Genomic DNA, 26,427 nt, shown 5'->3' with positions numbered 1-26,427 from the left:
AATGTAAAATAAACTTTACATTAAGTAAAATATTTTTTACAATTATTTTTAAATCATGAATCTCGCTATAAACCATTTTCCAATCTTAAAATTTTTCAATCTTCCAATTATTACCACTTCCTCAATTTTCAATCAATATTTTTTACCTTTATCCAATTATTTGCTCTCTTTATTGAAAATTCATTATGCTCAAAAACATTAAAATAGCAATCATAGGTTGTGGTAACTTGGGTACCTCTATTGTCAATGGTTTGTTGAAACAGGGTGATTTTTCACCACAAAATCTTCATGTGACAAAAAGAAATCCCTCCAACCTACTTTACCTTCAAGACCTTGGTGTAAGGGTTCATGCAGACAATATCATAGCTGCCAAAGAATCTGATATTGTGATTTTGGGTGTTAAACCTTTCAATGTCGCGGCAGTGCTAAAAGAGATCAAACCGGTTTTAAAGAAACAAGTTGTTGTTTCTCTTGCTACTGGAGTGACCCTTGAGGAAATGTTTGCTGTTTTGGATCCTGGAACAACTGCTTTTCGCGCCATGCCAAATATTGCCGCAGATATACAGGAATCGATTACCTGTATCTGTGGAAAAAACACTGATGAAAGAACTGAGTCCCAAATCACAGAATTGTTCAATAGCATCGGTTTTGCCATCACCATTGACGAAAGTCTGATGGAGGCAGCTACGGTATTGGGCGCCTGTGGGATTGCTTATGTATTGAGGTTTATGAGGGCGATGATTCAAGGGGGGATTCAGATCGGATTTGATGCCAAAACGGCCAATCTGATTGTTAACCAAACAGTAAAAGGGGCTGCTGAACTCATGATCCAAAAAGACATGCATCCCGAAGAAGCTATTGATAAGGTTACCACCCCTAAAGGCTGTACAATAGTAGGCCTCAACGAAATGGAACATCATGGCTTTTCCGCTGCCATGGTCAAAGGGGTATTGGCATCTTATGAGAAAATTGAAAAAATATAGTAATCTTATTCCTGAAACGACGTCAACTCTTCCAAACTGATTCTTCCTTCGTAGTAGGCTTTTCCGACAATAGCACCATAAACGCCTATTTTTTGTAGGTCCTCAAGATCTTTGATATTGGAAACTCCCCCACTGGCGATTAAACTTATTCCCGGAATTTCTTTTAAAATATCCTCATACAATTCGATGGATGGTCCTTGGAGCAAACCGTCTTTGGCCACATCAGTACAGATGACATATTTTATTCCATTGGCATAGTGATCTTTGATAAAATCAATCAGATCAACAGCTGTTGTTTCCTGCCAACCTGAAATAGCGATTTTACGGTCTTTGGCATCCGCTCCCAAAATAATCCTTTCACCTGTATACTTTTTGACCCAAGAATCAAATAGGATGGGATTTTTGATGGCAACACTTCCTCCTGTCACCTGATGAGCGCCCAAATCAAATGCCAACTCAATATCATCATCTGATTGCACACCACCTCCAAAATCGATCTGTAAAGAAGTTTCCTTAGCTATGGTCTTCAGAACCTCAGTGTTTACAATTTTTTTAGCTTTTGCACCATCTAGGTCCACCAAATGCAGCCTTTTGATCCCTGCATCTTCAAAACGTTTGGCCATGACCAACGGCGAATCATGGTATTCTTTTTTCTGTCCGTAATTTCCCTGTGTCAGGCGGACGCACTTTCCATTGATGATGTCTATTGCGGGGATAATTTGCATGTCTTAGTTTTAATTTGATTGAATATTGACCGATCTTGAATGACGGATGACCGATGTTGGGAGAGACGGAAGACGGGAGACCGAAGACCGAAGTTTGACTTTTTGTATTGGAGAGACTTGCTGTAATTTCTTTGGACTTGATTATCGCATCTCGCCTCGCTTCTTTTTTCTTGATTCTTGTCTCTTGATTCTTGGTTCTTGTCTCTTGATTCTCGGTTCTCGCATCTCGCTTCTCGGCTCTCGCTTCTATTTCTTGTGTCTGGTATCTAGCCTCTCAATAGATGTCTCCTGCCGTCGACATGACAAGGACAAGTATTTTCGAATAGTTATTGCATTAAAATTATCAAAACATCAGCAGTGTCTTTATTCTCGGCCCTCGCATCTCACGTCTTAGAAAGAAAATTCTCCAATATCCTCTCTCCCACCTTTCCGCTTTTTTCAGGATGTGCTTGCATGGCATAGAAATTATCTTTGTGCATCAAGGCTGCAAAATCGTGAATGTAATGTGTTTGGGCAATGGCGAATTCACTTAACTCACAATAAAAGCTATGCACATAATAAACATAAGAATCCTCATTTAAACCTTTCAATAAGGGTGTTTTTAAGTCCATGAGGTTATTCCAGCCCACATGGGGGACTTTGAATTCCAAATAAGATTCGGGTATAAACTTCTTGACTTTGACCGGAAACACGCCAAGGCAAGTTGTATCATTTTCCTCTGAATAATCACATAGCAATTGCTGACCTAGGCATACCCCAAAAAAGGGTTGTTTCAAACTGGGGATCAATTTGTCCAGCTTTTTTTCTTTCAAATACACCATGGCAGTGCTGGCCTCCCCTTGACCGGGAAAAATTACTTTGTCTGCTTTGGAAATAGCCTCAATGTCATCTGTCAAAACAGCATTGGCCCCCAGTCTTTCCAAAGCAAAAAGGACTGACTGTACATTTCCTGCGTTGTATTTGATTACTGCTACTTGCATAATAGACCTGAGATATTAGACGTGAGATATGAGACGTGAGATATGAGATGGGTAGGACTATTTAAAGCATAAGTGTCAAAAAGGAGTTAAGTGTACCAATTTTTCCAATTTTCCAATCCTTCAATTAATTACCCCTTCGCCGCCTCGGAGACCATTTCTCCCAAAACCTCTTCTATTTCTGGAAGGGATTGATAAAGCTGTTCATAACTTTCAATCACAAAATACTTGTCCTGAAATTTATCTTTCCAATAGGGTGTATTCAGGATTTTGCGGACGTTGTATTCATAATGTTTAGGCTCATTGGACAAACTGAATTTGGTCTCTCCAGCTGAACTCAATATTCCGGCACCGTATATTTTGAGTTCACCTTCTTCCCTGATCAAACCAAATTCTATAGTAAACCAATAAATCCTGGAGAGCAACTCAATCGCCCATTTATCATCAATGAATCTTAGAGCAATACCACTCAGATTTTCAAGAAAATCGACATAGGGCTGATTGGTCAGCATCGGCATGTGCGCAAAGGCATCATGGAACATGTCCGGTTCTTGGAGATAATCCAACTGATCCATGGTTCTTAACCAGGTGGAAGAACAAAAACGCTTATTGTTCATCAATCCGAAGAAAAGATCATCATCAATCAATCCTGGAACAACCTGTATCTCCCAACCTGTACTATTAGCCAGTCTTTTGTTGACATCACCAAAATCAGCAATCCTGTCAGCTGTAAAATTGATTTCCTTAATCCCATCCAAGTAAGCTTTGGAAGCTGCTTTGGGCAAGTTCACTATCTGTCGCTCGAAGAGGATTTTCCAGACTTTAAAGTCCTCCTCGGTGTAGGCACCATAATCCTGCCTCATTTTCTTCAATCTCGGGTCCGAAAAGACCCAATCTTTGGGTTTATTTGTCATTTTATATTTGGGCTTTTATTCTTGATTGTAAATATAAGGAAGATTTTAGACGTGAGACTTAAGACGTGAGATTTGAAACAGTCAATGTAACCTTTGAGGTCTTTTTTTGACCTCGAAAGTTTTTGTTTTAAGTTTAGAAACAAGAAATAAGATGCGAGAACCGAGAAGCGAGAGACGAGATAACTTAGTTGTAAATCATGAGATTTCTTCAACCTAAATAACTATATTAAATTCAAACTCTGTTGCCAATTCACACCTCAATTTTTCAATTTTCCAATCTTAAAATTTTCCAATTTTCCAATCCACTACAACAAATCAAACGTCTTTCTCATCGCAAAGGTCTTCCTTATCCAATCAGCCAAAAGCGCACTTTGATCAAAATCCAAAGTTTGTTGGCCGTCAGAATAGGCTTTCTCGGGAATCTCATGGGTTTCATAAATGATGCCATCAGCACCTGCCATCACCCCTGCCAAGGCCATTTGAGGAACATATTCCCTGATTCCAATTCCATGCGAAGGGTCTACAACCACCGGTAAATGGGATTTGGCTTTTAATATAGGAACGGCATTCAGATCCAAGGTGTTTCGACTTGCCTTTTCATAAGTTCTGATTCCCCTTTCGCAAAGTATCAGTTTTTCATTGCCTCCTGAGAACACATATTCGGCAGACTGTAGCAATTCCTCTATGGTTCCGGAAATCCCTCTTTTGATCATTACGGTTTTGTCGACTTTCCCCAATTCATCCAATAAATTGAAATTTTGGGTGTTTCTGGCACCTACTTGGTAAATATCCACATAAGGATACATCTCCTCAATCTGTGAAACCTGCATGACTTCCGTCACAATCTTTATCCCTGCTTCCTGGGCCAAATCATACCATAATTTTAAGCCATCAATTCCCAAGCCTCTGAAAGCATAGGGACTTGACCTGGGTTTGAATACCCCACCCCGCATCATTTTTATCCCGTTTTCTTGGAGATGGTTGATCACTTTGATGATCTGTTCCTCTGATTCAATGGAACAGGGGCCTGCCATGATAGCCATGTCACCGTCTTTGATATAAACCCCATCACCTAGGTCTATTGAGGTAGGTTTTGCCTTCCACTTTTTGGAAACCAACTTATATTCATCGGAAACAATATGGATGTCCTGAATCCCTTCTTTTTGGCCAATTTGACGGATGTCAAATTCTTTCTTGCCTATCCCCACTAAATAATCCCCCAATTGGGTTTTTACTTCTGTGATTTTGTAACCGATTTGATTGATTTCCTGAATCAGGGAATCCTTTTGAATCTCTGAAATATCTTCTTTTAACTGAACAATCATATTTTATTGGATTACTGACTGAATATAGTTTTTGATATCCTCAGCCAAATTTTTACTGTCTTTGATCACTTTGATAAATGCACTTCCAATAATAGCCCCATTGCTGTAAGTAGATGCTTTGGTAAATGTTTCCGAATCAGATATCCCAAATCCAATTAACCTCGGATTCTTAAGATTCATATCTTTCACTCTCTTAAAATAAACTATCTGTTCTTCGGAAATCCCTGATTTTGCTCCTGTAATACTATGGGATGACACCATGTAAATAAAGCCATCGGAATTTTGGTCAATTTCTAAAATTCTCTTTTCACTGGTCTGGGGAGAAATCAAAAATGTATTGGCCAATCCATATTTTTCAAACAATTCCTGATATTCTTCGAGGTATTGCTGAACGGGAAGATCAGGCAAGATCAGACCATCAATCCCCAATTCCTGACATTTTTTACAAAATGCCTCCATCCCATATTGGATGATCGGATTGAGGTAACCCATTATCACTACCGGAATGGAAATTGATTCGCGCATTGTATTTAATTGCTCAAAAAGCTTCTTGAGACTCATGCCGTTTTCAAGGGCAATCATATTGCTGTCTTGAATGGTCGGCCCATCAGCAATCGGGTCCGAATATGGTACTCCGATTTCGATGATATCCGCTCCAGCATTCTGAATAGCCTGCATGACAGGTAATGTATCCTCCAATTCCGGAAACCCCGCCGTAAAATAAATCGACAGCACCCGCTCTTTTTTGTTTTGAAATAATGTATGTATTCGGTTCATATTTTTGAGATGTGAGATATGAGACGTGAGATTTTAGATTGTAGAATGTAGAATGTAGATTTCAGTCCGAGCCGTCGGGGTTAGATAAGCCTATCTTGGTACTTGGTACTTTGTACTTTGTACAATCCTTCATCCTTCCTCCTTCAACCCTCATCCCTTCAATACCCTCCCCACTTAATGTAAGTATCCAAATCCTTGTCGCCTCTTCCTGAAAGGTTGATGACGATGATGTCGTCTTTGCGGTATTCGATCATATTGAGGGCGTGAATGGCATGGGCAGTTTCAATGGCCGGAATGATACCTTCCATACGACTGAGTTCTATACCCGCTTTCATCGCATCCTCATCTTCAACTGCTACAAACTCCGCCCTTCCTATATCAAACAAATGCGCGTGCACCGGTCCGATACCTGGATAATCCAATCCTGCAGAAATGGAATGTGGTTCGACCACCTGCCCATCTTCGGTTTGCATCAGTAAGGTTTTGCTTCCATGTAAAACTCCAGGAGTTCCCAAAACAGTCGTCGCTGCGGATTTGCCGGAGGAAATACCTAAACCTGCTGCCTCTGCTGCAATTAATCTTACCTGGGGCACATTGTAGTAATGATAAAATGTACCAGCGGCATTACTTCCACCACCTACACAGGCGATGACCAAGTCAGGATTTTCTGTCCCTTCTTTTTCTTTCAACTGCCATTTGATCTCTTCCGAAATCACGGACTGAAACCTGGCCACCATCTCAGGATATGGATGTGGACCCACCACGGAACCAATGATGTAATGCGTATCAACAGGGTTATTGATCCATTGACGCATAGCTTCGTTGGTGGCATCTTTGAGGGTTTGACTTCCCGAAGTTGCAGGAACGACTTTAGCACCCAATATTTTCATCCTTTCCACATTTGGCCGCTGACGTTGGATATCAAGTGCCCCCATATAAATGGTACAATCCATCCCCATCAATGCACAGACAGTAGCTGTGGCAACTCCATGTTGACCGGCACCTGTTTCGGCAATGATTCGCTTTTTGCCAAGCTTCTTTGCCAAGATGATCTGACCGACGGTATTGTTTACCTTGTGGGCACCCGTATGACATAGGTCCTCACGCTTGAAGTAAATCTTCGCACCGTATTTTTGGGACATGCGCTCCGCAAAATACAAGGGCGTAGGTCTTCCTACATAATCCTTCAGCAAACTTTTGAATTCCTTCTGAAATTCATCTGTCGCCACTATCTGCTCATAATTTTCCCTGAGCTCTTCAATATTGGGATGGAGCATTTCAGGGATGTATGCACCCCCAAATTTTCCGTAAAATCCTTTTTCGTCGACTTTGATCATATTTTTTTAGACTTAAGACGTGAGACATAAGACGTGAGACTTGGTCATGTTCCCTATTGGAGTAGGAGGATAGAACCGACTTTTTTCAATCTTATATCCACTTTATATCAACAATTTTTCCATTATCAAATTTTCCCTTTAAACTTTTCTATTAAAGCTATATCCTTAATCCCCGGTTCAATTTCAAATTTTGAATTGATATCTATTCCTTTCATTTGGGGGGCTTGGGATTGGAGATTTTTGATTTCTTCAGTTTGATCCAAACTTAATCCTCCACTGAGCAAAAAGGGCTTTTCGAAGGGATAGTCCTTTAGCAACTGCCAATTGAAAGTCTTTCCACTTCCACCATATGACTTGGTGAACGTATCGAACAGAAAGAAGTCCACAAAAGGCAGGTAAACTTCCAATAAATTCCAATCGATGATATCAGTGACAGAAAAAACCTTGAAGATTTCCAATCCTGTTTTCTCTTTGATTTTACTGACTTCATCGACCGTTTCCTGCCCATGCAATTGTAAAGTTGTCAACCCAAATGATTGGATTTTTTCTTCAATATCCGAAATCTCTGCATTCACAAACACCCCCACTTTTTTAACCTTAAGTTGCTGAATAAAGTCCGCATGTATACTGTCCACATACCTTGGCGAAGGTGGATGAAAGATCAGACCCATCCAATCAGATTTGATTTGTTCCATCAATTCCCTGATATTTTCAGGTTCCCGCATGCCACAGACTTTCAGCTTCATCATACTTTTATTATGCCATGCTTTTGGGAAATTAAATTCCTGTATTCCTTTATGAAATTATAAGCCGCCTGATGTGGCCTCCCTGATTTAATGAAATTCTCACCGATCAGGAACCCATCAAAACCAGCTTCTTTTAAGTCAACAAGTGTTTGAGGATTGGAAATGCCACTTTCGGAGATTTTCACAAACTCAAATGGAATTTGATCAACAAGACTAAAGGATGTCTCCAAGGAAACTTCAAAAGTCTTCAAGCTCCTATTATTCACACCCACCAAATCCAGATATTCATTGAGAGCAGTTTCAAGTTCTTGCCCATCATGTACTTCCATCAAAACCTCCAATCCCAATGACCGGGCAAAAGCAGCCAATTCTTTTAATCTCTTCGGCTCCAACGCTGCAGCAATCAGGAGAATGCAGTCAGCCCCTATGGATTTTGCTTCAATGATCTGATATTCATCAATGATGAAATCCTTACGAAGGATTGGGCAAAAGTTGAATTTTCTGGCCAAGATCAAATCTTCATTTTTCCCACCGAAAAACTCCTGATCTGTCAGTATGGACAAGGCCGAAGCCCCTGCCTGCATGTAGCCTATGCTTACCTTTTCTATGGATGCGTTGATATTGATATCTCCTTTTGAAGGTGATTTCCTTTTGAATTCCGCAATGATACCTGTTTTATCTTCTCTCGTGATATACTTCTTCATCGAAACCACTTGACTTTCAAAGTAAATACTCTTTTCAAGCAACTTTACCGGAACAAGGCTGCTCTTTTCGGAGACTTCCTTTCTTTTGTGGACAATAATTCTATCTAATATATTCATAAGGTTCAGTTTGAAAATGAAATGGATGTTTTAGGATTGACAAGGGCAGTAAAAACCTGTAAAGCCTTTCCTGACAAAAGGGAATCTTCAGCTTTTGACAATGCACTTTCGAAATCCAGTGAAGGATCTGCTGTAAACAAAGCGGCAGCGGCATTTGCCAGAACGACTGCATTTTGGGAAAGAGTTCCTTTTCCTTTCAAGATGGCATCGAATATCTCTGCCGATTCTTGAACAGTTCCCCCGCCTTTGATGGAATCTGCTGAGATTTTCTCCAAACCAATTCCTGCAGGACTATAAAGCTTTTCTCCTGAATTGGAAATCATTTTAAAATCCCCTGTCAAGGATATTTCATCATAGCCATCCAAGGAATGGAGGATACTGAAATTCCCTTCGTGTTCCTGATAGAGGTAAGCATAGAGTCTTGCCAACTCAAGACTAAAAACCCCTACCAATTGTTTTTTTGGAAAACTCGGATTGACCATGGGACCGAGCATATTGAAAAAGGTTTTGACACCCAATTCCTTTCTGATGGGACCTACATTTTTCATGGCCGGGTGAAAAAGCGGTGCATGCAGGAAACAAATTCCCGCTTCGTCCAGGCTTTTTCTGATTTTGTCAATATCGCTGGTAAACTCATATCCGAAATAGGCCAACAAATTAGAGGAACCACAAATAGAAGAAACTCCCGTATTGCCATGCTTGGCTACATTTTGACCTGCCCCTGCTACAATAAATGAAGCCAAAGTGGAAATATTGAAGGTATCTTTCCCATCACCCCCTGTCCCACATAGGTCCATGGCATCGTATTCTGCAATTTCAACAGGAACACAAAGCTCCAACATGGCTTCCCGAAATCCACCCAATTCCTCCACCGTAATACTTCTCATCAGGTAAACCGTCAAAAAAGCCGCAATCTGGGATTGGTTATACCCTCCGGTCGCAATGTTTTTCAGCACTTCCTTGGCCTGTTCCTTGGAAAGTGTCCGGTGTTCTATCAAGTGGTTGAGTATGTCTTTCATGGTTGTAGGTTTGTGTGGGTTCCTTTTTTTTTGTTGAAATGCTGTTGGTGACTCTCTGCTCTTCAGATGTCTCTCCCGTACAGCTGTCGGGATCGACATGACAAGGTGGAGTCCTTTTTAGTAGGTAATGCATTCGATTATCAAAACTCCATTTTTATCTTTTTTTTTCTAAAGTTCTTTGGGCAAGCTTTGTTTCTTATTTCTTCATTCCCCTATACTCGGGCAAGGCTTTGGTTCTTGCTTTTGTATCACTTGTCTCTTGGCTCTAGATTCTCGGCTCTCGCTTCTCGCTTCTTGGCACTTGGTACTTGGTACTTGGTACATCATACTTCGTACTCCCTCAGCTTTCCAACCAATTCCTCATCATCTCCACCCCATACTCAGTCAAAACCGACTCCGGGTGGAACTGAAGACCTCGGACTTTAAACTCTTTGTGCCTTACACCCATAATCTGTCCATCAGGCGTTCTTGCTATGATTTCTAAATCGGGGGATAAACTGTTTTCATTGATCACCCAAGAATGGTACCGACCTATTTTGAAAGTTTCAGGCAAACCTTGAAACAACAAATCCGCTTCGATTTTCACCTCAGAAGCCAATCCATGGACCACTTCTGATAGGTTGATTAAATCACCGCCATAGGCTTCTCCAATGGCCTGATGACCAAGGCATATTCCAAGTATGTCTTTCGTCGCAGCATATGTTTTTAACAATTCGGGCATAATCCCTGCTTCGGAAGGAATTCCAGGGCCGGGTGAAAGGAGTATTTTATCATAAACTCCCACATCGGCCAAATTGATTTTGTCATTCCTATATATTTCCATATTCGCCCCATATCCTAATGTCTTGATGATATACACCAAGTTGTAGGTAAAGGAGTCGTAGTTGTCAAGGACGAGAATTTTCATTAGTTTATTGAAAGATTGGAAAATTGGAAGATTGGAAAATTATTGAAATTCTGATGGTTCAATTATTTTTGGGCGTTATGATGGTTGAAAGGTCTTTATTATTAAAAGAACTTGACCACTACGCCACAGGCGCACAGGCGTGGCGGATTGGAAAATTTGTGTTAGTAGAATTCATTTTCCTTTTTGGTTCTTTTTTGCTTTTTCAAAATCTTGTAGATATTTCATAAATCCCTTGATCTCCTTCGAGATTTCAACCAGATCGTTATAAAGCTTTTTGTACTCTGTTTCATTGATTCGGTTTACTCTGTACAATACAAACGCTTGGCTTCTGACCTCTCCTGCAGAACCTTTGGCGTATCTTAAGTATCGAATAAAGGAAGGATTGCTATTGTATTCAAAACCTTCTGCAATATTATTTGAAGTTGAAAAAGCAGCATCAATAAATTGACCTCGTGATTTGAAATCCGTTGCCAATAATCCTTTATCAAATAATTCGAAAACATATACAGCTATTTCAACCGCTTTCTTCCAAATATCCAAATCCTCAAATCTTTCAATTTTTGACATACTAAGTTTCTTTAATTTTTCAATTTTAAAATTTTTCAATTCCCTAAATCCCCTCCGCAGTTTTGAGAGCCACCCGCAATGCTTCAAGTTTGTTGGTCACTTCCTGCAATTCTGATGGGATAGAAGACTTCGCAACTACTCCTGCACCTGCTTGGAACCTGAGTTGGTTGTTTTCTGATACAAATGATCTGATCAAAATAGCATGGTTGAAATCACCATTGAATCCCAGAAATCCAATGGCGCCCCCATAGAATTTCCTTGAAGTATTTTCCAGTTCATCTATCAATTCCATTGCCCGGTATTTTGGGGCTCCAGATAGGGTGCCAGCAGGGAAAGTATCTGCAACCAATTGGAGAGGATTGGAATTTTCGGGGAGTTGCCCGGTTACTTTGGAGACCAAATGGATGACATGGGAATAGTATTGTATTTCCTTGAAGACCTCAACCTTGACTTTTTCTGAAGACCTGCTCAGGTCATTTCTGGCCAGGTCCACCAACATCACATGTTCTGAATTTTCCTTGGGATCATCATAAAGCTCCATGGCCAAGCTCGCATCTGCCTGGTCATTGCCTGTTCGCTTGAAAGTCCCTGCAATTGGGAAGATAGTGGCAACATTGTTTTTGACCACTATCTGGGCTTCGGGTGAACTCCCGAATACCTTATAGGAACCATAATCAAAATAAAAGAGATAAGGTGAGGGATTGACCGATCTAAGTGCCCTATAAACATTGAATTCATCTCCCTTGAAAGAAGTGGTATATCTCCGCGAAAGCACAATTTGAAATACATCACCCCTAAAACAATGCTCCTGACCCTTTTTGAGAATTTCCAAAAACTCCTCATCGTTGTAATTGGAGGATTCTTCTCCTACAAGTTTGAAAGAATAAGAGGGGATGTTTTTGCTGTTTAACAATGTTTCCAATTGAGGAAGGATATTTTCCACTTGAGAACCCTCCAACTGATGTTCAAACAGATGCATTTCATTTTTGAAATGATCGACTACAATCACATTTTGATACACAGCATAGTGCATCATCGGTACAGTATCCGAACTGGTATTCGACAACTTGATATCTTCAAAATAGGCGACAGCATCATACTGCATATAGCCAAAAAGCCCGTTGCTGATAAATTTATGTTTACCGTTGTCGTCCTTGAATTTAGCCGAAAACTTCCTCAATGCATCAATCAGCGGAGTTTCTGAAGTGACTGAATAGGTATTGGATTTCCCTCGGGGCAAAGATTCAGTAACTGTTCCATTATTGAAGGAAAATGAAGCAATTGGATTGAAGCAGATGTAGGAGAAACTGTTTTCCTGACCATGATAGTCCGAACTCTCCAACAAAATCGGATTGGCAAACCTATCTCTGATCTGAAGATAAATACTGACAGGGGTAATTGTGTCTGCAAGTAATTTTTTGTGTTCTGTTTGAATTTTAAATGTTTCCATGGTCTTGGGTTAAAAAGAAAAAAGGCCTGCCGGGAAAACCAGCAAGCCTCTTGTATATCGTAACAAACCTGATATCAGACAATAGCTTTCGGTTCTTCCCCGGAATGAGAAGTCAAATGCCACCACCAATATTTTGTTTGAATCGTTTTCATTTTTGCAATGGGACAAAGTTAAAAATGCATTCTATTTAACAAAACATATTTTTGAAAAATTATTTTAAATAACTTAATTTTATAAAAAGCTATAGAATTATGGATTTAAAGATGAAGAAATATACCATGATTGAAAAAATCATGCAGCTAGACGAGGTTGAAATCCAAAAACTTGAAGCTGCCTTTATAGATGTTTTTGAGGAAGTTAGCTTGGAAGAATACAATAAAGAACTCGAAAGGGCAGATAAATCTATCGATCAAGGGAACTATTTTGAACATAATGAAGCTTTAAAAAAAATTCGCTCATGGCGAGAAAAATAATTTGGGAAGAACATGCCCTTAAACTTTTTGCCAAAGCCATCAAAAGGATAAGTAAAGACTCCGTTCAACAAGCTGAAATGGTTGAAAAAGCAATCTTGGAAAAGATAGAAGAGTTGCTGAACCATCCTGAAAAGTATCCTCCCGATAAGTTTAAATTACATAATGATGGTATATTCCGGGCTTTTGAAACACATAGCTACAGAATATCCTATAAGTTTAATGATCAAGAAATCAGAATATTAAGGATTAGGCACATACGCCAAAGTCCAAAGCTTTATTGATTTCCTAATTCAGACCCCACCATATAAATTAAAAAAATATTCCCAATGAAAAACCTACCCCGATATTTTAAGCGTGTATTTGATGATTACCAAGTTTTGGTAAAAGTGAATCCGGATGATTTCACCGGAACAGAATTGATTGTTCATCCCGATGGAAAAATTGAAAAAACAGAGATGGAGTTTGACGAGGAAATTTTTGAAGACTTAACCGTGGATGAGTTTGTGGAAGGGTCAGCCTTGGAGTTTAATCTTCAGTTTTCAGTGTTCAGTGGGCAGTGATCAGTGTTCAGTAGGCAGTTTGCAGTGTTCAGTTTGCAGTGTTCAGTTTGCAGTGTTCAGTGGGCAGTACTTAGTGATCAGTACACAGTTTTCAGTAGGCCCAGTGGGCAGTGGCTGATTGGCAGTGTACAATATTATGGGCAGCAAGGTGTTGCAGTGTTTAAACTTGAAAATGAGAGCAGACCACTGAGATCTAATACTTTGAACTGTAAACTGAAAATCTAAACTATAAACAAAGACTGGAAACTGTAAACTAATGCTGTGAACTTCCAACCATAAACTGAATCTGAGAATGCAAACGCCAACTTCGACTCCCCACTGTAAACTGAGACTGCCAACTGAAAACTGAGACTGTAAACTGTTACTACAAACTCCCAACCAAACCTACTGCAAACTGCCTACTGCGACTGTGAACTGCCCACTGCGACTGCCTACTGAAAACTACAAACTGCCTACTGAGACTGCCTACTGCAAACTGCCTACTGCAAACTGCCAACTGTAAACTGAACTATCCGCTCCTCGCACCTTTAAACAAGATATTCTTCATGATTTTGAAAAAATATTGCATATCGGTTTTCATTGGGGATTTGGCATGGGCATCAAGGTACTTTAATTCAGAGGCCATGATTTCATCCAAAGTTTTGGGGAGATCCGCATAAAAAGGCGGTAAAAGTCCAGGTTTGGTTTGTGTTCTTTTGGTTTTCAGTTCCTCTGAATATAACCTAAAGTATTGCTGACTCAAGGGCCGGACGCCAACCAACTTCAAATCACCTTTTAACCAATTCCAGATCATCGGTATTTCATCCAACCACACTTTTCTAAGTAATTTCCCAAATGCTGAAACCCTGAAGTCATCCTTGAATTTACCACCTTCGGTCAGGTTGTTGTGTTGGTAGACATAATCCTGCAAATACTCAGAATAAGGGTACATGGTTCGCAGTTTGTATACCTTGAATTCTCTTCCTCCCTCCCCTACTCTTTTTAATTTAACGATCGGCCAATAAGTCGGGTCAGCTTGTTTGATTGGGTTGCTGATTTTGGTAGCTACAAAAAAATGCATATTGTCGATATCCTGATAATCAACCACCTCGAAACCAAAAGCATATAACCTCCCTGTCAGTTCAACCCGGGACATCAACTTCCCTTTGCCTCCCGTTATAAAATCATATACTTTTTGGGTTATCGGTAGCTTTGGAAAAACCCTATATAAAAGGGCATCGAATCTATAAATCAATTGACTCAACAAATGTGGATACTTTTCAAGGATTTTATTTTTCCTATTCACGTAAGTTTCCACATGCCCAATCATGAGGCCTGACCTGTCCAATAACTTGGAAGACAGTTCAAACAGTTCATTGATATCCTCAAAACCATTGAGTTTGGAAGTTGATACCAAAGCTGAATATGGGGTTTGGTTTATGAATTTATAATCATTGATTTTTTGAGCAACGTAGATTTCGGAACAAGAAATTCCTTGGATAAATTTTCTTACAAAAAAATGAGATTCCAATGGAAGTGTTATAGGTAAACAAATACCATCAACTACAGGTATTAAACCAGATTGTTGGTAATTATTTGACTGTAAGACACTTGCGAGATTCATTTATACTATAATATTTCTGAGCACTAAAGAACTCACTAAATAAACAATTTTTCCGGTGATTTGTGTTGCATATTTCACAGTGTTATCAATATAATTTAGGAATGGTATTGATTATTCCCAAAGCAAGTTGGTACAGAAAAATTTATGCTTTAAATGAGACACCAGAATTTATCATTATAATTGAAAATTTCAACCAAATCTTTCTAAATCAAAAAAAAATATTCGTAGCGCAATTTTCTCTGAAAAAATAAATTCTTTTTAAAACTGAAATATAAGGTTTAGCGTATTTTTATTATTTACAAACAATTAAGGCACAAATCATGAAATATTATTTTAACATCCTTTTAGTTTTTTTTGCTTTATTAGCAATTCAAGCTTGTGATCCCTCTGAAGATAATGTACCGGACAAAACCCAAGAAGAATTTCCTGATTTAAAGATATTTCTGGAAAGGTTTGATGAAGAAGCCAAACTAAGAGGATATAATTTTGATTTTTCAGATTTAGACCTGCTTTACGTTGATAATCTTAAAATGTCGGATGGAATAGAATACTGCGGCTATGGTTGGATAAGGCATCCTGAAACTGGAAAAAGGACAGTAAACATATCCAAAGCTGCCAACCATTGCGATTGGGCTAATAAAACCGATATAGAAAGAGAAAATCTATTTTTTCATGAAATGGGACATGCTTTTCTAAACCTACTTCATGATGATGCATTGAAGTGTGATGGAAAGCCCTTGTCTTTAATGACTAATAAATTCAATCAATTTTATATTTATAAAGAGGGTGAACCCGATTTAAAAGCCTATTACTTAGATGAATTATTTGATAGGTTAGCAGCCAATGAACAATGCATTGATTTTGGGCAGGATTTTGGACAAGATCAAGTTTTTTTCACAAATGATATTGATGATCTAATGTGGAGATTTTCGAATGATAATGGGAATTACGTGGTTTCAAGAGGAATCCATGAAAATTCCGGAATAGCTTATTTAGGAATTTCCTCCGAAGGAAGGGGAGAAAATACAGGATACGTTTATAAAGAGTTGGAGGTGCCCAATATTCCGGAAGGAGCCACAGTTAAATTACGGACAAAAGTAAATGCCGAAAATTTACAAGGTCCTGGGGTAGCGATAGCTTTGAGGGTTTATGAAAATCAAATTGGTGCAAAAGGAGCCGCTATCAAAGAATCTTATTTCTTAAGTACTGAACCCAATCCGATAAACGGGAAATTGGAAAATCATATTTTGGAATTGAGCCTTCCAAACTTTACCAGAAGGACGATATTTATGATTCCGTTTGCTGTAATGATGCCCGGCACAGTAGGAGAAGCCTTCTTTGATGATTTTGAAATTATTGTGGAACCCGGTATATAAAAATAAATCCACTAGACCTTCTTTAGGAGGTATAGTTTGGGTATGGAGTTGATGGTTTGTAAAGTCTTTTCAAAATCAAGCCCTAATATTTCAAGGTACCAACGGATGCTTTCGAATCGCGGTTGGTTTTCCTCGATGGCTTTTTCCAATGCCTCTTCCCTACTCATCATTCCTTCTCTGATTTGATTGCTTCGGAAAGTATCCACTTCCGAAAAGCCTGCAACAGTATAGTAGATATAATTGTAAAAGCCAGCAGTACCGTCCCCTATCCTCCAAGTGGAATTCGTATCGGTTGCCTTTTCCCAATCGTATTCTTTTTGAATCAAGGTATTGATTTCATTTTCATTCCATGGATAATAATCGAATAATTGATAATAGTCTTTTTTTGGAGCGAGGTAGCGAACCGCAAATGAACCAAACGTATCAATCAACGACTGATTGAGGTACTTTGGATTGGATAAAAATTCTTTTCCAACAAAACCCAGCAACTTTAACTGATTCAACCTTGAAAGTGAATAAATATGTTCTTTTTCAAATTGTGGCGCCAATCCGGCAAACCCGACCTTAAAGTCGGTATTTTCAAGATGGTTGACACCCCAGATGTTCAAATTGATACCGGTTTGTTTTTTTAACCTATCTGTATAATAGAAGAAATATTTATCACCTGCCATAAATAACGGGATCATGCCCAAAGAGGGACTTTTAAGCCAAGCCTCAATATTTTTTCTGATATTTTGACGCTTCCAATGTATATCGGCAGCTACTACAATATTCTCTACTCCCAATTTGCCACAGACCCTTGCAATGTTCCTTCTTGCCAAATCTGTCACCATTCCCCAATCATAGGTAAAGGCAATGGGATTGAGGCCTAGTTCATTTTTGGCCATATGCAAGGCAAAGGTACTGTCGCGACCTCCACTGAATGGGATAATACAATCAGGACTTCCATTGGGATTTATGTATCCGTTTACAATCTCTTTCAGCTGCTCCAACTTCCCGGATTTGGCTTTTGAAATATAACCATGGCAGTAATTACAGACTCCATCATGGTCAAAATGGATAAAGGGGAAAGTTTCGGGGAGAATGCATTTTGCACAACGCTTTATGCCTTGAATCCTGTCAATATTAAACTCCAGCAGGTCAAAGATTTTTTTTTCTTTATTTCTATTGAAATTGATTTCAGGCTCCAAGACTACTTCTCCAGTATTTTTTGAATTTTGTATTGAATGAAATCTTGTATTGAAATTTTGCTTGGGATTCTTTTTGAATTCAAAAGGGACAAAATCCAAGGTTTTCAAGTCCATATAAACTGACTCACCAGCATTGAGTTTTTTGATAGGGATGTTTATCAATGATTTTCCAAAGGACTTTTGAATAAGGGTACTCAAATAAAAAGACTCCGAAGCCACTATAAAAACCCTATTTGGCTGATGGAGGTAATATAAAGAGCCATTATTTGTGGCTAGGAGCAATCTGTTCTGAGAAGCAAAAAAGGCTATGATGGAATAAGTGCCATCCAAATTTCTCAAAACTTCTTGGGGAGTTTTCTTTTCTTTAATTAATTCTTCCTGAAGCTTTTTCAGGATTATTTCAGTATCAATCTTATAATGTCTTGTCCATTCAGGCTTTTCTTTCCAAAGTTGATCAGCATTGACAACAATTCCATTATGAACCAAAATATCATTTTCCAATTGCACGGGCTGATTATTTTCAACCTGCAACTGTGATCCATTGGTCACCAATCGGGCATGACCCAAAATGCAGATATCCTTTCCTGAATCGCGGTATTGATTTTTTGCCTGGGAAATAAATTGATTGAACTTTTCAGACTTGATTAATTCTCCAATTCGAATATCACCCTTAACCAGATCCATGGAATCTGAGCGGATAAATGCCAAACCGGAAGAATCTTTGCCTCGGGACTCACTAGATAAAGCAAGGTGCCTGAGCAAAGGACTGATTGAAGCCGTAGGTATTCCGGAATCAGATTTGAGAATTAGTCCGAAGATGCCGCACATGTCCTATTTTAATTTTAAATCATTAAATTTTTATTTCGAGAAGTTATCTTCCAAAATAGAAGACTCATCTCGGAACCTTTCCTTCATATCAATTCTCCGCTCAAGCAATATTTTTTTTGATTTTGGATATTCCTCCACCAACCAAACCAAGAAATCTGTAAGGTTATACCTTTCTTTGGAGAGGGATTCAACTTTAGCCCTTAAATCTTTTTTGTATTCTTTATTCTCCAAAATATTAAATGCAAGTTCAATCACTCCACTTTGATATCTCAAATTATGTATCAGACCATTTTTTGCTTGTTGTTGCAATGTGCCTGCATCAAGAGAATTAACATAAATTGCTGGAGTTCCAAGTGCCGCACATTCTGATGCCATTGTAGCGCCTTCTCCTATAAACAATGATGCATAATACAGCACATGATGGACCCTATTCGGTTTAATCCTAATTTGAAAATGACTTAGTTCCTCCGGCAATTTCCCTTCCGATGAAATTATAATCTTGTATTTTGTTGCAAGTTCTTCAACCAACCGAATTTTATAATCATCTGAAAAACCCATCTGACCTTTGTCATGAAAAGCACCCCAAGAGACAAATCTCAAAAACACGAAAGGAGTCTGCTTATCAATTCCAAGTTCAGAAAAAATTTGAGAATCAGGCTTGTAATATTTTTGATTAAGATAAAATAACTCCATATGTCCTTTAAACTTAAACTGCTTTTTACCAAGGTCAAGCAGGTAGCTTTCCGGATTCAATACCAAGTCTGTAAAAGGCAAATAAAGCTTTCTGTTTAATCCCGCATGTTCGGTATCATCAAAAGAAATATGAGGTATACCAAAAAGAAATGACATATGGGCAACATATGAAGCAGCAAAACTTAAAGACAAATCAGGCTTTTTTTTGATATAAAGCAGGAAAATACTCCATTCACATTTTAAAAGGAAAAAAACTTTTCCTAAAGCGGATCTAGGGTTTTTCCCCATTGGAATGTATTTCAATCCCTCAAGTTCAAGAAGTTCATAGGTGATTTCCTTATTCCTGCAGGTGATGATGAGTTGATGTCCACTGGCTTTCCACTTAGCTATAGAATGCTTAAAATAATGAACATTGGCGGGGTGGATGATGTCTATGTGGATGGATTTCAATTTAAGCTTCTTTTAATAAGTATTTACACTTTTTGAATTTGACGGTTCCTAATTTTATCCTGCCAAAAAAAATTGAAATGAATTAAATAATTCCTTTTCTGATTAACACTTAAACCAAATAAATAACCTATTATTAAATAACAAAAAGAATTAAATCCTAAATATGTAATTCCTGAACTGAAGTCGCTAATAAATCTTAAAGCAATCAAAACCAAACCGAAATAGAAAATGAGTTTGAATTCCTTTGATTTGTCATTAAAGAATTTCATGGAAATAAACATTGTTTTGAATTGGATCCAATAAAAGAATAAGAATAATACCAAGCCAAGGAAACCTCCATTCCAAAAAATCCTGGCATATGAACTATGGACCTCCCTGTCTTCCTCATAAATTGTGTATGCAATATATTTCCTATCATTAAATACTTCTCCAGAACCAAAAATCAACTTAAATGGACTTTCTTTTACCAAATCAAATACATAAAAATTTTCAGTGATTCTTCCTTCGTTCCAAATATTATATTCACTATTGAACCGACTTTCCCTTGATTCAAATGTTTTTTGAAAATCTGAATAAAAAAATTTAAAAAACAAAAACCCTGAAAAAAGTAATGCCAAAGAAACTCTAATTAGAAATTTTAAATTAAAATTATAGATAATTACTGCAATAAGTCCTAATGCCAAAATCAACAATAGGGTTCTCTTTAAAATAGATAAGGAAACTACAATCGTAAGTAGAGAAAAAACCAATGTCAATAATTTAAGTTTTCTTTTCGAAATCCTTGAATAAAAAAATGATACGAAAATTAGAGAAAAGACAGGAATATAAAGTCCATTAAGTGAGTAATATCCGGTTTTGACACCACCAATATACATCTCATACCCGATGTCATAATAATTGACAACTAAAAAATAGCAAACATAATAGGCCATAAAAACCCATATGTAATTTATGAAGTAATTGATTAGATAGAATGATTGCAATGAATACCCAATAAAAAGAAAGGCAAAAGGAATTGAAAACTTTAGCAGCATATTCAATGAAAGAATCAAATCGGAGCTCAAAATGCTCATCACCAAAAAAAGCAAAATCAATAGACATGGTGCGATGAAATTTTTTGAAAACCGAATTCTGAATTCTTTGAAATAAAGAAAAAGAAAAAAACCTAAGTTCAATATTAATTGGAATAGAATAATCGAAAACCTGTCCTCAAAATATAGCAAAAAAGATTCTATAACGGTATTCGCAAACAGGACCCAGAAAGCTCCTCTGACTACTTTTTTCTCAAGAGTATTGACCGAATAATTATTCATATAATTTCATCCAATCATCTAACACCTTATAGTGATAATCCTTTAAAACCACCTCCCTGTTATGACTCAGTTTGTAAGAAAGATCAGGGTCATTTAGGACTTTTTCTATAGCATTGTTGATTTCTGAAAAATCGGAAATAACCTCTACCATTACTTTTTCCAAATAATATTCATAAGGCAGCCAATCTCCGGTTATGATTTGACAATAGGCCATATTACTTTCAAACATAGATGCTGCCATTTGATCTTTTTGCCTTAAATGGAGAAATATTTCACTGGACATTCGATATTGGGCCATCTCCTGATGGGAAATAAAATCAGGAAGAAACCTGAAATTTCCTTCTCCCAATTTTTCTTTGGCAAGAAGTGTGATTTTTTTCAGTCTAATTCCTGACGTATCCAATCGGTTTGAAAAAGGAAAAACAAAAAAATAATTTTGAGGATTCCTGATTTGGCCAAGCTGGGAAATCATCGCTTCATGCTGTTCATTTTCAGTTCCATTATTCCCAACCATAATAATTGTCTTATCATCAGGTAGTCCCAATTCCTTTTTGAAAGTTGTCTTATCCGCTATGCTAAACGGCTCATAAAGCTTAAAATGATCCTGTGGAAGAAAAATAACAGTCTTCTTTTCCTCTATTCTTCTTTTATCAAGGTACTTATCCAATACTTTAAAAATGGCCCTATTGGTAGCAATTAACTTATCAGCAGAATAGAATAATTGTTTGAAATTGTTTTTGATGAAATTTCTGTCGTTTAAATCAGATCCGTAGAAAAAAATAAATAATTTTTTCCCTAAACCTTTTATCAATTGAGGGATTAATTGAAATTCTTCTCTGCAATAATTAATTTGAACAAAGTCATATTTTCTCTGATTTTTAAGGCAAAAACGGATCAAAACAAAAAAGTTTAATATAAGATAGACCTTACCTTTAAATAACCATTTCGGAAAAAAATTATAATCTGTTTTTGAATTTAAATTCACATTTAATAAAAACTTCTCTTTGGTATCGTAAATTTCTACCCTATGACCATTTTCAATAAGTTTTAGAATGATATCATCCACATCCTTTCTGTTGGAAAAAAAAGGCTTAACGGATCTAACCAAAAACAAGATTGACTTCCTTTTCATACCAACCTAATCCCCGTTTCCCTTTTCACAAATCCATTCAACAGCCAAAAACTAAAAACAGCATTTGCCAATACCGCAAAAACGGCACCCCAAATATGAAAGAATGCTGATAAAGTAATGGTGGAAATCACCGAAAAAATCAAAATATAAACTGTTCTAAAAATATTTTGACGTAGTTTTTCTGTCATTACCAAAATCGATCCACCCCATGCAATCAGGGAATAAATGAAAGTCCCAATGATGGCAACAATCAGGTATTTAGTGGTGTGCTGAAATTCCTGTTGGAAGTTATTTGTCAATATTTTGTAAAAAACCAAAACTACCACTGCCTGACAAAGCACCGCTACAAAGTTGATTTTTCTTAATTTGACTAAATGATTCTGTAAACTATCCAAAGTTTTATCAATCCAATGCTTGCCAATCAATGGATTAATGTTTTGTTGTAGTATTCCAGGGAAAACATAAAGGGATTTAGCAAAGAATATCAGAAAGCTGTAAATACCTATCTCAGTCTTACTTAGCAAATACCCCAAGATTACCAGATCCATTTTATCATTAAGTATGGAGAATATCTCCCCTACAAAACTCTTTAATCCAAAATCAAGATTTTTCTTAACTTGAAATTGGTCAAGGGCTGATTTAAAAAGAAAATGAAATTTGAAGGCGAAAAAGAACATCAACGAGATCTCCGCAAGTAAAAAGGCAAAATAGAGCAATTCACTCGGATACCTCAGCAAACTCATTATTAGAATATAAGCCAAAATAACCAGCCACCTTAGCGACCTGCTGTTGGCAAATAACTTCTGGTTTCTTGTACCGGTACAATATGCCATGAAATTTTTGTTCCAATTAAAAAATGGAAAAGAAAGTGCTGCTATAAACAGTCCCTTTGCCAATTCATTTGAACTGAAAATCGCAGGGCTTATCCAAGTAATCAACAATACTGCGCCAGTGAATAGAATTGTACTGACAGTTGTAATAAAAAAATTAGATTTAAAAATTTCGGGATGCTTCTTGGATGATTGGGTTGATATTTTCTGAATAATCGAATTGTTGATCCCTAGCGAAAAAAATGTAGTCAAAATCAGGTAAAACCCCAGAATTTGATTAAAAACACCCAACTGCTCAGCCCCATACCAATAACCAATGATCAGATTGACCAGCAAACCTGAACCTATCAAAATAAATTGGGACAAAATCAGCCAACCTGTATCACCAGTAAATTTATCTTTTCTGAGCTGTTCAAAAAATCTAAAATTTAACTTACTACCCATTAGAAAAGATTATTTTAAAAAATTCAAAGGTTTTGAATTTCAATTGAATACCCAAAATTTACAAATAATTTCAGTTTTCTTTTTCCTCTCCTAGCGTTTTAGCAAACGGATGCTCCGCCAAGGGTAACCTCGCAAAAGGATGATAATCGCCCTTCAAGCCAACCTCTTTTTGTTGTCTGATATCATGAACTATCTCTATGGAGTTTCGGGATTCTTCTAATCCGAAACCATTTCCTGCCAATATCTGCCTATAACTTTCTGTATGAAGGTCCACAAAGCCATCGCTGAATTCAATCTCCTCCCCTTCGAGGGTAATGGACCTATATATACTCAATCCTCTTTTTTGAATAGATTCCGGCAAGGTATTTTCATTGATACTCAAAAACCACCTGACACTAGCCCTTTCCAACTCCAACAAACCTGCTACCCGGTCATGGGTTTTGATATGGACAATATTGGACTTCACCTTTCCGAATACCCAAACCAACATATCAAAAAAGTGTATTCCAATATTGGTCGCAATGCCTCCTGATTTACTTTCATCTCCTTTCCATGAACTGTAGTACCAATTTCCTCTGGATGAAATATAAGTCAGATCTACATCGTATACATCATCTTTAGGCCCTTGGTCAATTCTTTTTTTCAAAGCAATAATGGCTGGATGAAGCCTCAATTGCAGGATATTGTAAACCTTGACTCCCGACTCTTCTTCTACCATTTTCAGACCATCAATATTCCAAGGATTCAATACCAAAGGTTTTTCGCAGATAATATCCGCCCCCAACCTCAAACCGAAACGTATATGGGCATCATGCAGGTAATTTGGTGAACATACACTGACCATATCAATTTTATTTTCTGACCTTTTGAGTTTTTCAACATAGCGGTCAAATCGCTCAAACTCTGTAAAAAAATCAGCCTTAGGAAAATAGCTGTCCATAATGCCAACTGAGTCAAATTTATCATAAGCCGCCAACAACTGATTTCCGGTTTCTTTAATCGCTTTCATGTGCCTGGGAGCAATAAATCCTGCAGCACCTATCAATGCAAAGTTTTTCATTAATTCTATTTGAGTTTGGTAACCTCACCTTTTCTTAAAACATATTCATCTCCCGATTCAGAACAAACTGCCATACCATTTTTATCAAACTCTAATTTATGCCCAAATTCGCTCATCCAACCAATTTGCTTAGCCGGATTTCCCACAACCAAGGCATATGGTGAAACTGCTTTTGTGATGACTGCACCCGCACCGATAAAGGCAAATTGTCCGATATCATTGCCACAGACCACTGTAGCATTGGCCCCGATAGTGGCACCTTTGCCTACATGGGTTCTGGTATATTGGTCCCTTCTGTTGATGGCTGACCTTGGGTTAGTGACATTGGTAAATACCATGGAAGGGCCCAGAAAAACATCGTCATCGCAGGTTACCCCTGTGTAGATGGATACATTGTTCTGAACCTTGACATTTTCTCCTAGGACAACTTGAGGTGAAACAACCACATTCTGGCCAATTTTACAGTTTTTCCCAATCACACAATCGGGCATGATATGGGAAAAATGCCAGATTTTAGTCCCCTCTCCAATTTGGCAGCCTTCATCAATTACTGCTGTTTCATGCGCAAAATAGGCCTTCATTCAAAAAAACTATTTATGGATTTAATAATATATGCCTGTTGATCATCCTCTATTTCGGTATGCATGGGTAGAGAAATTACCTCTTGACACAATGCTTCTGCAATCGGGAAATCTCCTTTCTTATAACCCAGGAATTTGTATGCTTCCTGAAGGTGGACGGGCATAGGATAATAAACCATGGTGGGAACTCCCTTTTCGGCAAGATACTTTGAAAAGGATTCTCTTTCAACCTCTTTCAACCTCAAGGTATATTGATGAAATACATGGGAAGACTGACTCATCCTCACAGGGATTTGAAGATGGGGATGGTTTTTAAAAGCCGCGTCATAGTTTGCAGCTACCTGATTTCTAGCATCAATGTACCCATTCAAATATTTTAGTTTAATCCGTAAAACCGAAGCCTGCAAAGTATCCAATCTTGAGTTAACTCCAATGGCATCATGGATGTATTTTCTTTTCTGACCATGAGTTGCGATCATTCTTATCCTTTCGGCCAAATCAGGATTATTGGTCATCATTGCGCCCCCATCACCAAAACAACCCAGATTTTTGGAAGGGAAAAATGAAGTGACTCCAATATCCCCTATGGTTCCGGATTGCATTCTCTTGCCATCATCAAAAACATATTCGGCTCCAATGGATTGTGCAGCGTCTTCCAAAACGCTTAACTGATGCTTCTTTGCCAATTTCATGATCGTTTCCATATCGGCACACTGACCATATAAGTGAACAGGGAGAATACATACTGTTTTACTTGATATTTTTTCTTCAATCTGAGTAGCATCAATCTGGAAAGTGTCCGGATCGACATCGACGAAAACAGGCTTTAGACCCAAAAGAGCCAGGGCTTCCACTGCGGCGATGTAGGTAAAAGCCGGAACTATAACCTCATCCCCGGGTTTAAAGCCTAAGGCCATCATCGCAATCTGCAAGCCGTCTGTCCCATTACCACAGGTCACTAAATGTTTACAATCTAAATATTCCCTCAATTCCTCAGCGAAATGCCTAACTTGGGAGCCGTTGATAAATGCAGATTGATCGATCACCTCTTGCATAGCCGCATCTATCTCAGGTTTTATTTTCTCGTATTGAGACCTGAGGTCGACCATTTGGATTTTCTTGATTTCCGCAGTTTTCATTGTCAATTTTACACAGCTTCGCCACCTGACCCACATGGGAAAGGATGAGGGATGAAGGTAGATTTTAGATTTTAGATTTTAGATTTAAAAATAGACCTTCATGCCATAAATTGCTAATAAAAGATCAATAGCACTTAAAATTTTCAATCTATCAATCTTTCCAATTTCCCCACCAAAAACCCATACTACAGTTGAATAACCCACCTA

26 protein-coding genes are annotated in these 26,427 nt (G+C 38.0%); 5 read left to right on the top strand and 21 right to left on the bottom strand.

Features of this window, described 5'->3' with window-relative positions; translation table 11 throughout:
• Positions 1-185 precede the first annotated feature (185 nt).
• The gene (gene proC, locus HMJ38_RS11220) at positions 186-983 is read left to right on the top strand and encodes a pyrroline-5-carboxylate reductase (protein WP_194974490.1); all 798 of its coding nucleotides are present in this window, start codon (positions 186-188) and stop codon (positions 981-983) included.
• A gap of 5 nt (positions 984-988) precedes the next feature.
• Here the strand turns inward: proC and hisA are convergent, their stop codons facing one another.
• From hisA to HMJ38_RS11160, 12 genes are all read right to left on the bottom strand, one after another.
• Positions 989-1,708 (bottom strand): 1-(5-phosphoribosyl)-5-[(5-phosphoribosylamino)methylideneamino]imidazole-4-carboxamide isomerase, encoded by a 720-nt coding sequence (hisA, locus tag HMJ38_RS11215; protein ID WP_194974489.1) that lies wholly within the window; start codon positions 1,706-1,708, stop codon positions 989-991.
• Positions 1,709-2,091: 383 nt separating this feature from the next.
• Entirely contained in the window at positions 2,092-2,688 is a 597-nt protein-coding gene (gene hisH / locus HMJ38_RS11210; protein ID WP_194974488.1) for an imidazole glycerol phosphate synthase subunit HisH, read from the bottom strand.
• A 128-nt stretch (positions 2,689-2,816) separates the two neighbouring features.
• Positions 2,817-3,599, bottom strand: a complete 783-nt coding sequence (locus HMJ38_RS11205; RefSeq protein WP_194974487.1) for a phenylalanine 4-monooxygenase — start codon at positions 3,597-3,599, stop codon at positions 2,817-2,819.
• A 305-nt stretch (positions 3,600-3,904) separates the two neighbouring features.
• A complete protein-coding gene (aroF, locus tag HMJ38_RS11200) occupies positions 3,905-4,924 on the bottom strand; it encodes a 3-deoxy-7-phosphoheptulonate synthase (RefSeq protein ID WP_194974486.1) in 1,020 nt (339 codons plus the stop codon).
• Positions 4,925-4,927: 3 nt separating this feature from the next.
• Positions 4,928-5,701 (bottom strand): tryptophan synthase subunit alpha, encoded by a 774-nt coding sequence (trpA, locus tag HMJ38_RS11195; protein WP_194974485.1) that lies wholly within the window; start codon positions 5,699-5,701, stop codon positions 4,928-4,930.
• A 158-nt stretch (positions 5,702-5,859) separates the two neighbouring features.
• Positions 5,860-7,038, bottom strand: coding sequence for a tryptophan synthase subunit beta (gene trpB, locus HMJ38_RS11190; protein WP_194974484.1), 1,179 nt, complete (start codon positions 7,036-7,038; stop codon positions 5,860-5,862).
• 125 nt (positions 7,039-7,163) lie between these two features.
• On the bottom strand, positions 7,164-7,787 hold the full coding sequence (locus tag HMJ38_RS11185; RefSeq protein WP_317174518.1) for a phosphoribosylanthranilate isomerase: 624 nt from the start codon (positions 7,785-7,787) through the stop codon (positions 7,164-7,166).
• Positions 7,784-8,605, bottom strand: a complete 822-nt coding sequence (trpC, locus tag HMJ38_RS11180; RefSeq protein ID WP_194974483.1) for an indole-3-glycerol phosphate synthase TrpC — start codon at positions 8,603-8,605, stop codon at positions 7,784-7,786. The genes HMJ38_RS11185 and trpC overlap by 4 nt, the downstream gene beginning before the upstream one ends.
• A 5-nt stretch (positions 8,606-8,610) precedes the next feature.
• Positions 8,611-9,624 (bottom strand): anthranilate phosphoribosyltransferase, encoded by a 1,014-nt coding sequence (gene trpD, locus HMJ38_RS11175; RefSeq protein ID WP_194974482.1) that lies wholly within the window; start codon positions 9,622-9,624, stop codon positions 8,611-8,613.
• 340 nt (positions 9,625-9,964) lie between these two features.
• Positions 9,965-10,531, bottom strand: coding sequence for an anthranilate synthase component II (locus HMJ38_RS11170; protein WP_194974481.1), 567 nt, complete (start codon positions 10,529-10,531; stop codon positions 9,965-9,967).
• A gap of 171 nt (positions 10,532-10,702) precedes the next feature.
• On the bottom strand, positions 10,703-11,098 hold the full coding sequence (locus HMJ38_RS11165) for a four helix bundle protein (RefSeq protein ID WP_194974480.1): 396 nt from the start codon (positions 11,096-11,098) through the stop codon (positions 10,703-10,705).
• Positions 11,099-11,141: 43 nt separating this feature from the next.
• Positions 11,142-12,548, bottom strand: a complete 1,407-nt coding sequence (locus tag HMJ38_RS11160) for an anthranilate synthase component I family protein (protein WP_194974479.1) — start codon at positions 12,546-12,548, stop codon at positions 11,142-11,144.
• A gap of 251 nt (positions 12,549-12,799) precedes the next feature.
• Between HMJ38_RS11160 and HMJ38_RS11155 the strand changes: the two genes are divergently transcribed.
• The 3 genes from HMJ38_RS11155 to HMJ38_RS11145 are packed head-to-tail and all read left to right on the top strand — an operon-like array spanning position 12,800 to position 13,581.
• A complete protein-coding gene (locus HMJ38_RS11155; protein ID WP_194974478.1) occupies positions 12,800-13,021 on the top strand; it encodes a hypothetical protein in 222 nt (73 codons plus the stop codon).
• Positions 13,006-13,302, top strand: coding sequence for a type II toxin-antitoxin system RelE/ParE family toxin (locus HMJ38_RS11150; protein ID WP_194974477.1), 297 nt, complete (start codon positions 13,006-13,008; stop codon positions 13,300-13,302). Before HMJ38_RS11155 ends, HMJ38_RS11150 begins: the two co-directional genes overlap by 16 nt.
• A 45-nt stretch (positions 13,303-13,347) precedes the next feature.
• Positions 13,348-13,581 (top strand): hypothetical protein, encoded by a 234-nt coding sequence (locus tag HMJ38_RS11145; protein ID WP_194974476.1) that lies wholly within the window; start codon positions 13,348-13,350, stop codon positions 13,579-13,581.
• A 508-nt stretch (positions 13,582-14,089) separates the two neighbouring features.
• Here HMJ38_RS11145 and HMJ38_RS11140 read toward each other — a convergent pair.
• On the bottom strand, positions 14,090-15,184 hold the full coding sequence (locus HMJ38_RS11140; protein ID WP_194974475.1) for a sugar transferase: 1,095 nt from the start codon (positions 15,182-15,184) through the stop codon (positions 14,090-14,092).
• Positions 15,185-15,504: 320 nt separating this feature from the next.
• On the opposite strand from HMJ38_RS11140, the gene HMJ38_RS11135 reads away from it, so the two are divergent.
• Positions 15,505-16,560: a hypothetical protein gene (locus tag HMJ38_RS11135; protein ID WP_194974474.1), complete on the top strand. Its 1,056-nt coding sequence runs from the start codon at positions 15,505-15,507 to the stop codon at positions 16,558-16,560.
• Between the two features lie 11 nt (positions 16,561-16,571).
• Here HMJ38_RS11135 and HMJ38_RS11130 read toward each other — a convergent pair whose 3' ends face one another.
• The 8 genes from HMJ38_RS11130 to HMJ38_RS11095 form a co-directional block, all read right to left on the bottom strand.
• Entirely contained in the window at positions 16,572-18,578 is a 2,007-nt protein-coding gene (locus tag HMJ38_RS11130; RefSeq protein ID WP_194974473.1) for a glucosamine 6-phosphate synthetase, read from the bottom strand.
• A gap of 30 nt (positions 18,579-18,608) precedes the next feature.
• Positions 18,609-19,721 carry a DUF354 domain-containing protein gene (locus HMJ38_RS11125; RefSeq protein ID WP_194974472.1) on the bottom strand — a complete coding sequence of 371 codons (1,113 nt, stop codon included), beginning with the start codon at positions 19,719-19,721 and terminating at the stop codon, positions 18,609-18,611.
• 23 nt (positions 19,722-19,744) lie between these two features.
• Positions 19,745-20,596, bottom strand: a complete 852-nt coding sequence (locus HMJ38_RS25785; protein WP_394355068.1) for an O-antigen ligase family protein — start codon at positions 20,594-20,596, stop codon at positions 19,745-19,747.
• Positions 20,597-21,026: 430 nt separating this feature from the next.
• Positions 21,027-21,845, bottom strand: a complete 819-nt coding sequence (locus HMJ38_RS11115) for a glycosyltransferase (RefSeq protein WP_194974470.1) — start codon at positions 21,843-21,845, stop codon at positions 21,027-21,029.
• Positions 21,846-22,162: 317 nt separating this feature from the next.
• A complete protein-coding gene (locus HMJ38_RS11110) occupies positions 22,163-23,440 on the bottom strand; it encodes a lipopolysaccharide biosynthesis protein (protein ID WP_194974469.1) in 1,278 nt (425 codons plus the stop codon).
• Between the two features lie 70 nt (positions 23,441-23,510).
• A complete protein-coding gene (locus tag HMJ38_RS11105; protein ID WP_194974468.1) occupies positions 23,511-24,500 on the bottom strand; it encodes a Gfo/Idh/MocA family protein in 990 nt (329 codons plus the stop codon).
• Between the two features lie 5 nt (positions 24,501-24,505).
• Positions 24,506-25,081, bottom strand: a complete 576-nt coding sequence (locus tag HMJ38_RS11100; RefSeq protein ID WP_194974467.1) for an acyltransferase — start codon at positions 25,079-25,081, stop codon at positions 24,506-24,508.
• Positions 25,078-26,220: a DegT/DnrJ/EryC1/StrS family aminotransferase gene (locus HMJ38_RS11095; protein ID WP_228780009.1), complete on the bottom strand. Its 1,143-nt coding sequence runs from the start codon at positions 26,218-26,220 to the stop codon at positions 25,078-25,080. The genes HMJ38_RS11100 and HMJ38_RS11095 overlap by 4 nt, the downstream gene beginning before the upstream one ends.
• Positions 26,221-26,427: the final 207 nt, after the last annotated feature.

This window comes from Aquiflexum lacus, from assembly GCF_015476655.1.
GTDB classification, from domain to species: domain Bacteria; phylum Bacteroidota; class Bacteroidia; order Cytophagales; family Cyclobacteriaceae; genus Aquiflexum; species Aquiflexum lacus.
The sequence above is the reverse complement of the archived record's forward strand: the minus strand, read 5'-3'. Positions and strand labels throughout refer to the sequence as shown.

Excerpts from the sequence above, each read along its gene's own strand:
- trpB (WP_194974484.1), bottom strand. The coding sequence starts at position 7,038 with ATGATCAAAGTCGACGAAAAAGGATTTTACGGAAAATTTGGGGGTGCA.
- HMJ38_RS11150 (WP_194974477.1), top strand. The coding sequence starts at position 13,006 with ATGGCGAGAAAAATAATTTGGGAAGAACATGCCCTTAAACTTTTTGCC.
- hisH (WP_194974488.1), bottom strand. The coding sequence starts at position 2,688 with ATGCAAGTAGCAGTAATCAAATACAACGCAGGAAATGTACAGTCAGTC.
- trpA (WP_194974485.1), bottom strand. The coding sequence starts at position 5,701 with ATGAACCGAATACATACATTATTTCAAAACAAAAAAGAGCGGGTGCTG.
- HMJ38_RS11100 (WP_194974467.1), bottom strand. The coding sequence starts at position 25,081 with ATGAAGGCCTATTTTGCGCATGAAACAGCAGTAATTGATGAAGGCTGC.
- HMJ38_RS11135 (WP_194974474.1), top strand. The coding sequence starts at position 15,505 with ATGAAATATTATTTTAACATCCTTTTAGTTTTTTTTGCTTTATTAGCA.
- HMJ38_RS11185 (WP_317174518.1), bottom strand. The coding sequence starts at position 7,787 with ATGATGAAGCTGAAAGTCTGTGGCATGCGGGAACCTGAAAATATCAGG.
- HMJ38_RS11110 (WP_194974469.1), bottom strand. The coding sequence starts at position 23,440 with ATGGGTAGTAAGTTAAATTTTAGATTTTTTGAACAGCTCAGAAAAGAT.
- HMJ38_RS11095 (WP_228780009.1), bottom strand. The coding sequence starts at position 26,220 with ATGAAAACTGCGGAAATCAAGAAAATCCAAATGGTCGACCTCAGGTCT.
- HMJ38_RS11160 (WP_194974479.1), bottom strand. The coding sequence starts at position 12,548 with ATGGAAACATTTAAAATTCAAACAGAACACAAAAAATTACTTGCAGAC.
- HMJ38_RS11165 (WP_194974480.1), bottom strand. The coding sequence starts at position 11,098 with ATGTCAAAAATTGAAAGATTTGAGGATTTGGATATTTGGAAGAAAGCG.
- HMJ38_RS11145 (WP_194974476.1), top strand. The coding sequence starts at position 13,348 with ATGAAAAACCTACCCCGATATTTTAAGCGTGTATTTGATGATTACCAA.
- HMJ38_RS11155 (WP_194974478.1), top strand. The coding sequence starts at position 12,800 with ATGGATTTAAAGATGAAGAAATATACCATGATTGAAAAAATCATGCAG.
- HMJ38_RS11205 (WP_194974487.1), bottom strand. The coding sequence starts at position 3,599 with ATGACAAATAAACCCAAAGATTGGGTCTTTTCGGACCCGAGATTGAAG.
- HMJ38_RS11170 (WP_194974481.1), bottom strand. The coding sequence starts at position 10,531 with ATGAAAATTCTCGTCCTTGACAACTACGACTCCTTTACCTACAACTTG.
- hisA (WP_194974489.1), bottom strand. The coding sequence starts at position 1,708 with ATGCAAATTATCCCCGCAATAGACATCATCAATGGAAAGTGCGTCCGC.
- aroF (WP_194974486.1), bottom strand. The coding sequence starts at position 4,924 with ATGATTGTTCAGTTAAAAGAAGATATTTCAGAGATTCAAAAGGATTCC.
- HMJ38_RS11105 (WP_194974468.1), bottom strand. The coding sequence starts at position 24,500 with ATGAAAAACTTTGCATTGATAGGTGCTGCAGGATTTATTGCTCCCAGG.
- HMJ38_RS25785 (WP_394355068.1), bottom strand. The coding sequence starts at position 20,596 with ATGTATATTGGTGGTGTCAAAACCGGATATTACTCACTTAATGGACTT.
- HMJ38_RS11140 (WP_194974475.1), bottom strand. The coding sequence starts at position 15,184 with ATGAATCTCGCAAGTGTCTTACAGTCAAATAATTACCAACAATCTGGT.
- trpC (WP_194974483.1), bottom strand. The coding sequence starts at position 8,605 with ATGAATATATTAGATAGAATTATTGTCCACAAAAGAAAGGAAGTCTCC.
- trpD (WP_194974482.1), bottom strand. The coding sequence starts at position 9,624 with ATGAAAGACATACTCAACCACTTGATAGAACACCGGACACTTTCCAAG.
- proC (WP_194974490.1), top strand. The coding sequence starts at position 186 with ATGCTCAAAAACATTAAAATAGCAATCATAGGTTGTGGTAACTTGGGT.
- HMJ38_RS11130 (WP_194974473.1), bottom strand. The coding sequence starts at position 18,578 with ATGTGCGGCATCTTCGGACTAATTCTCAAATCTGATTCCGGAATACCT.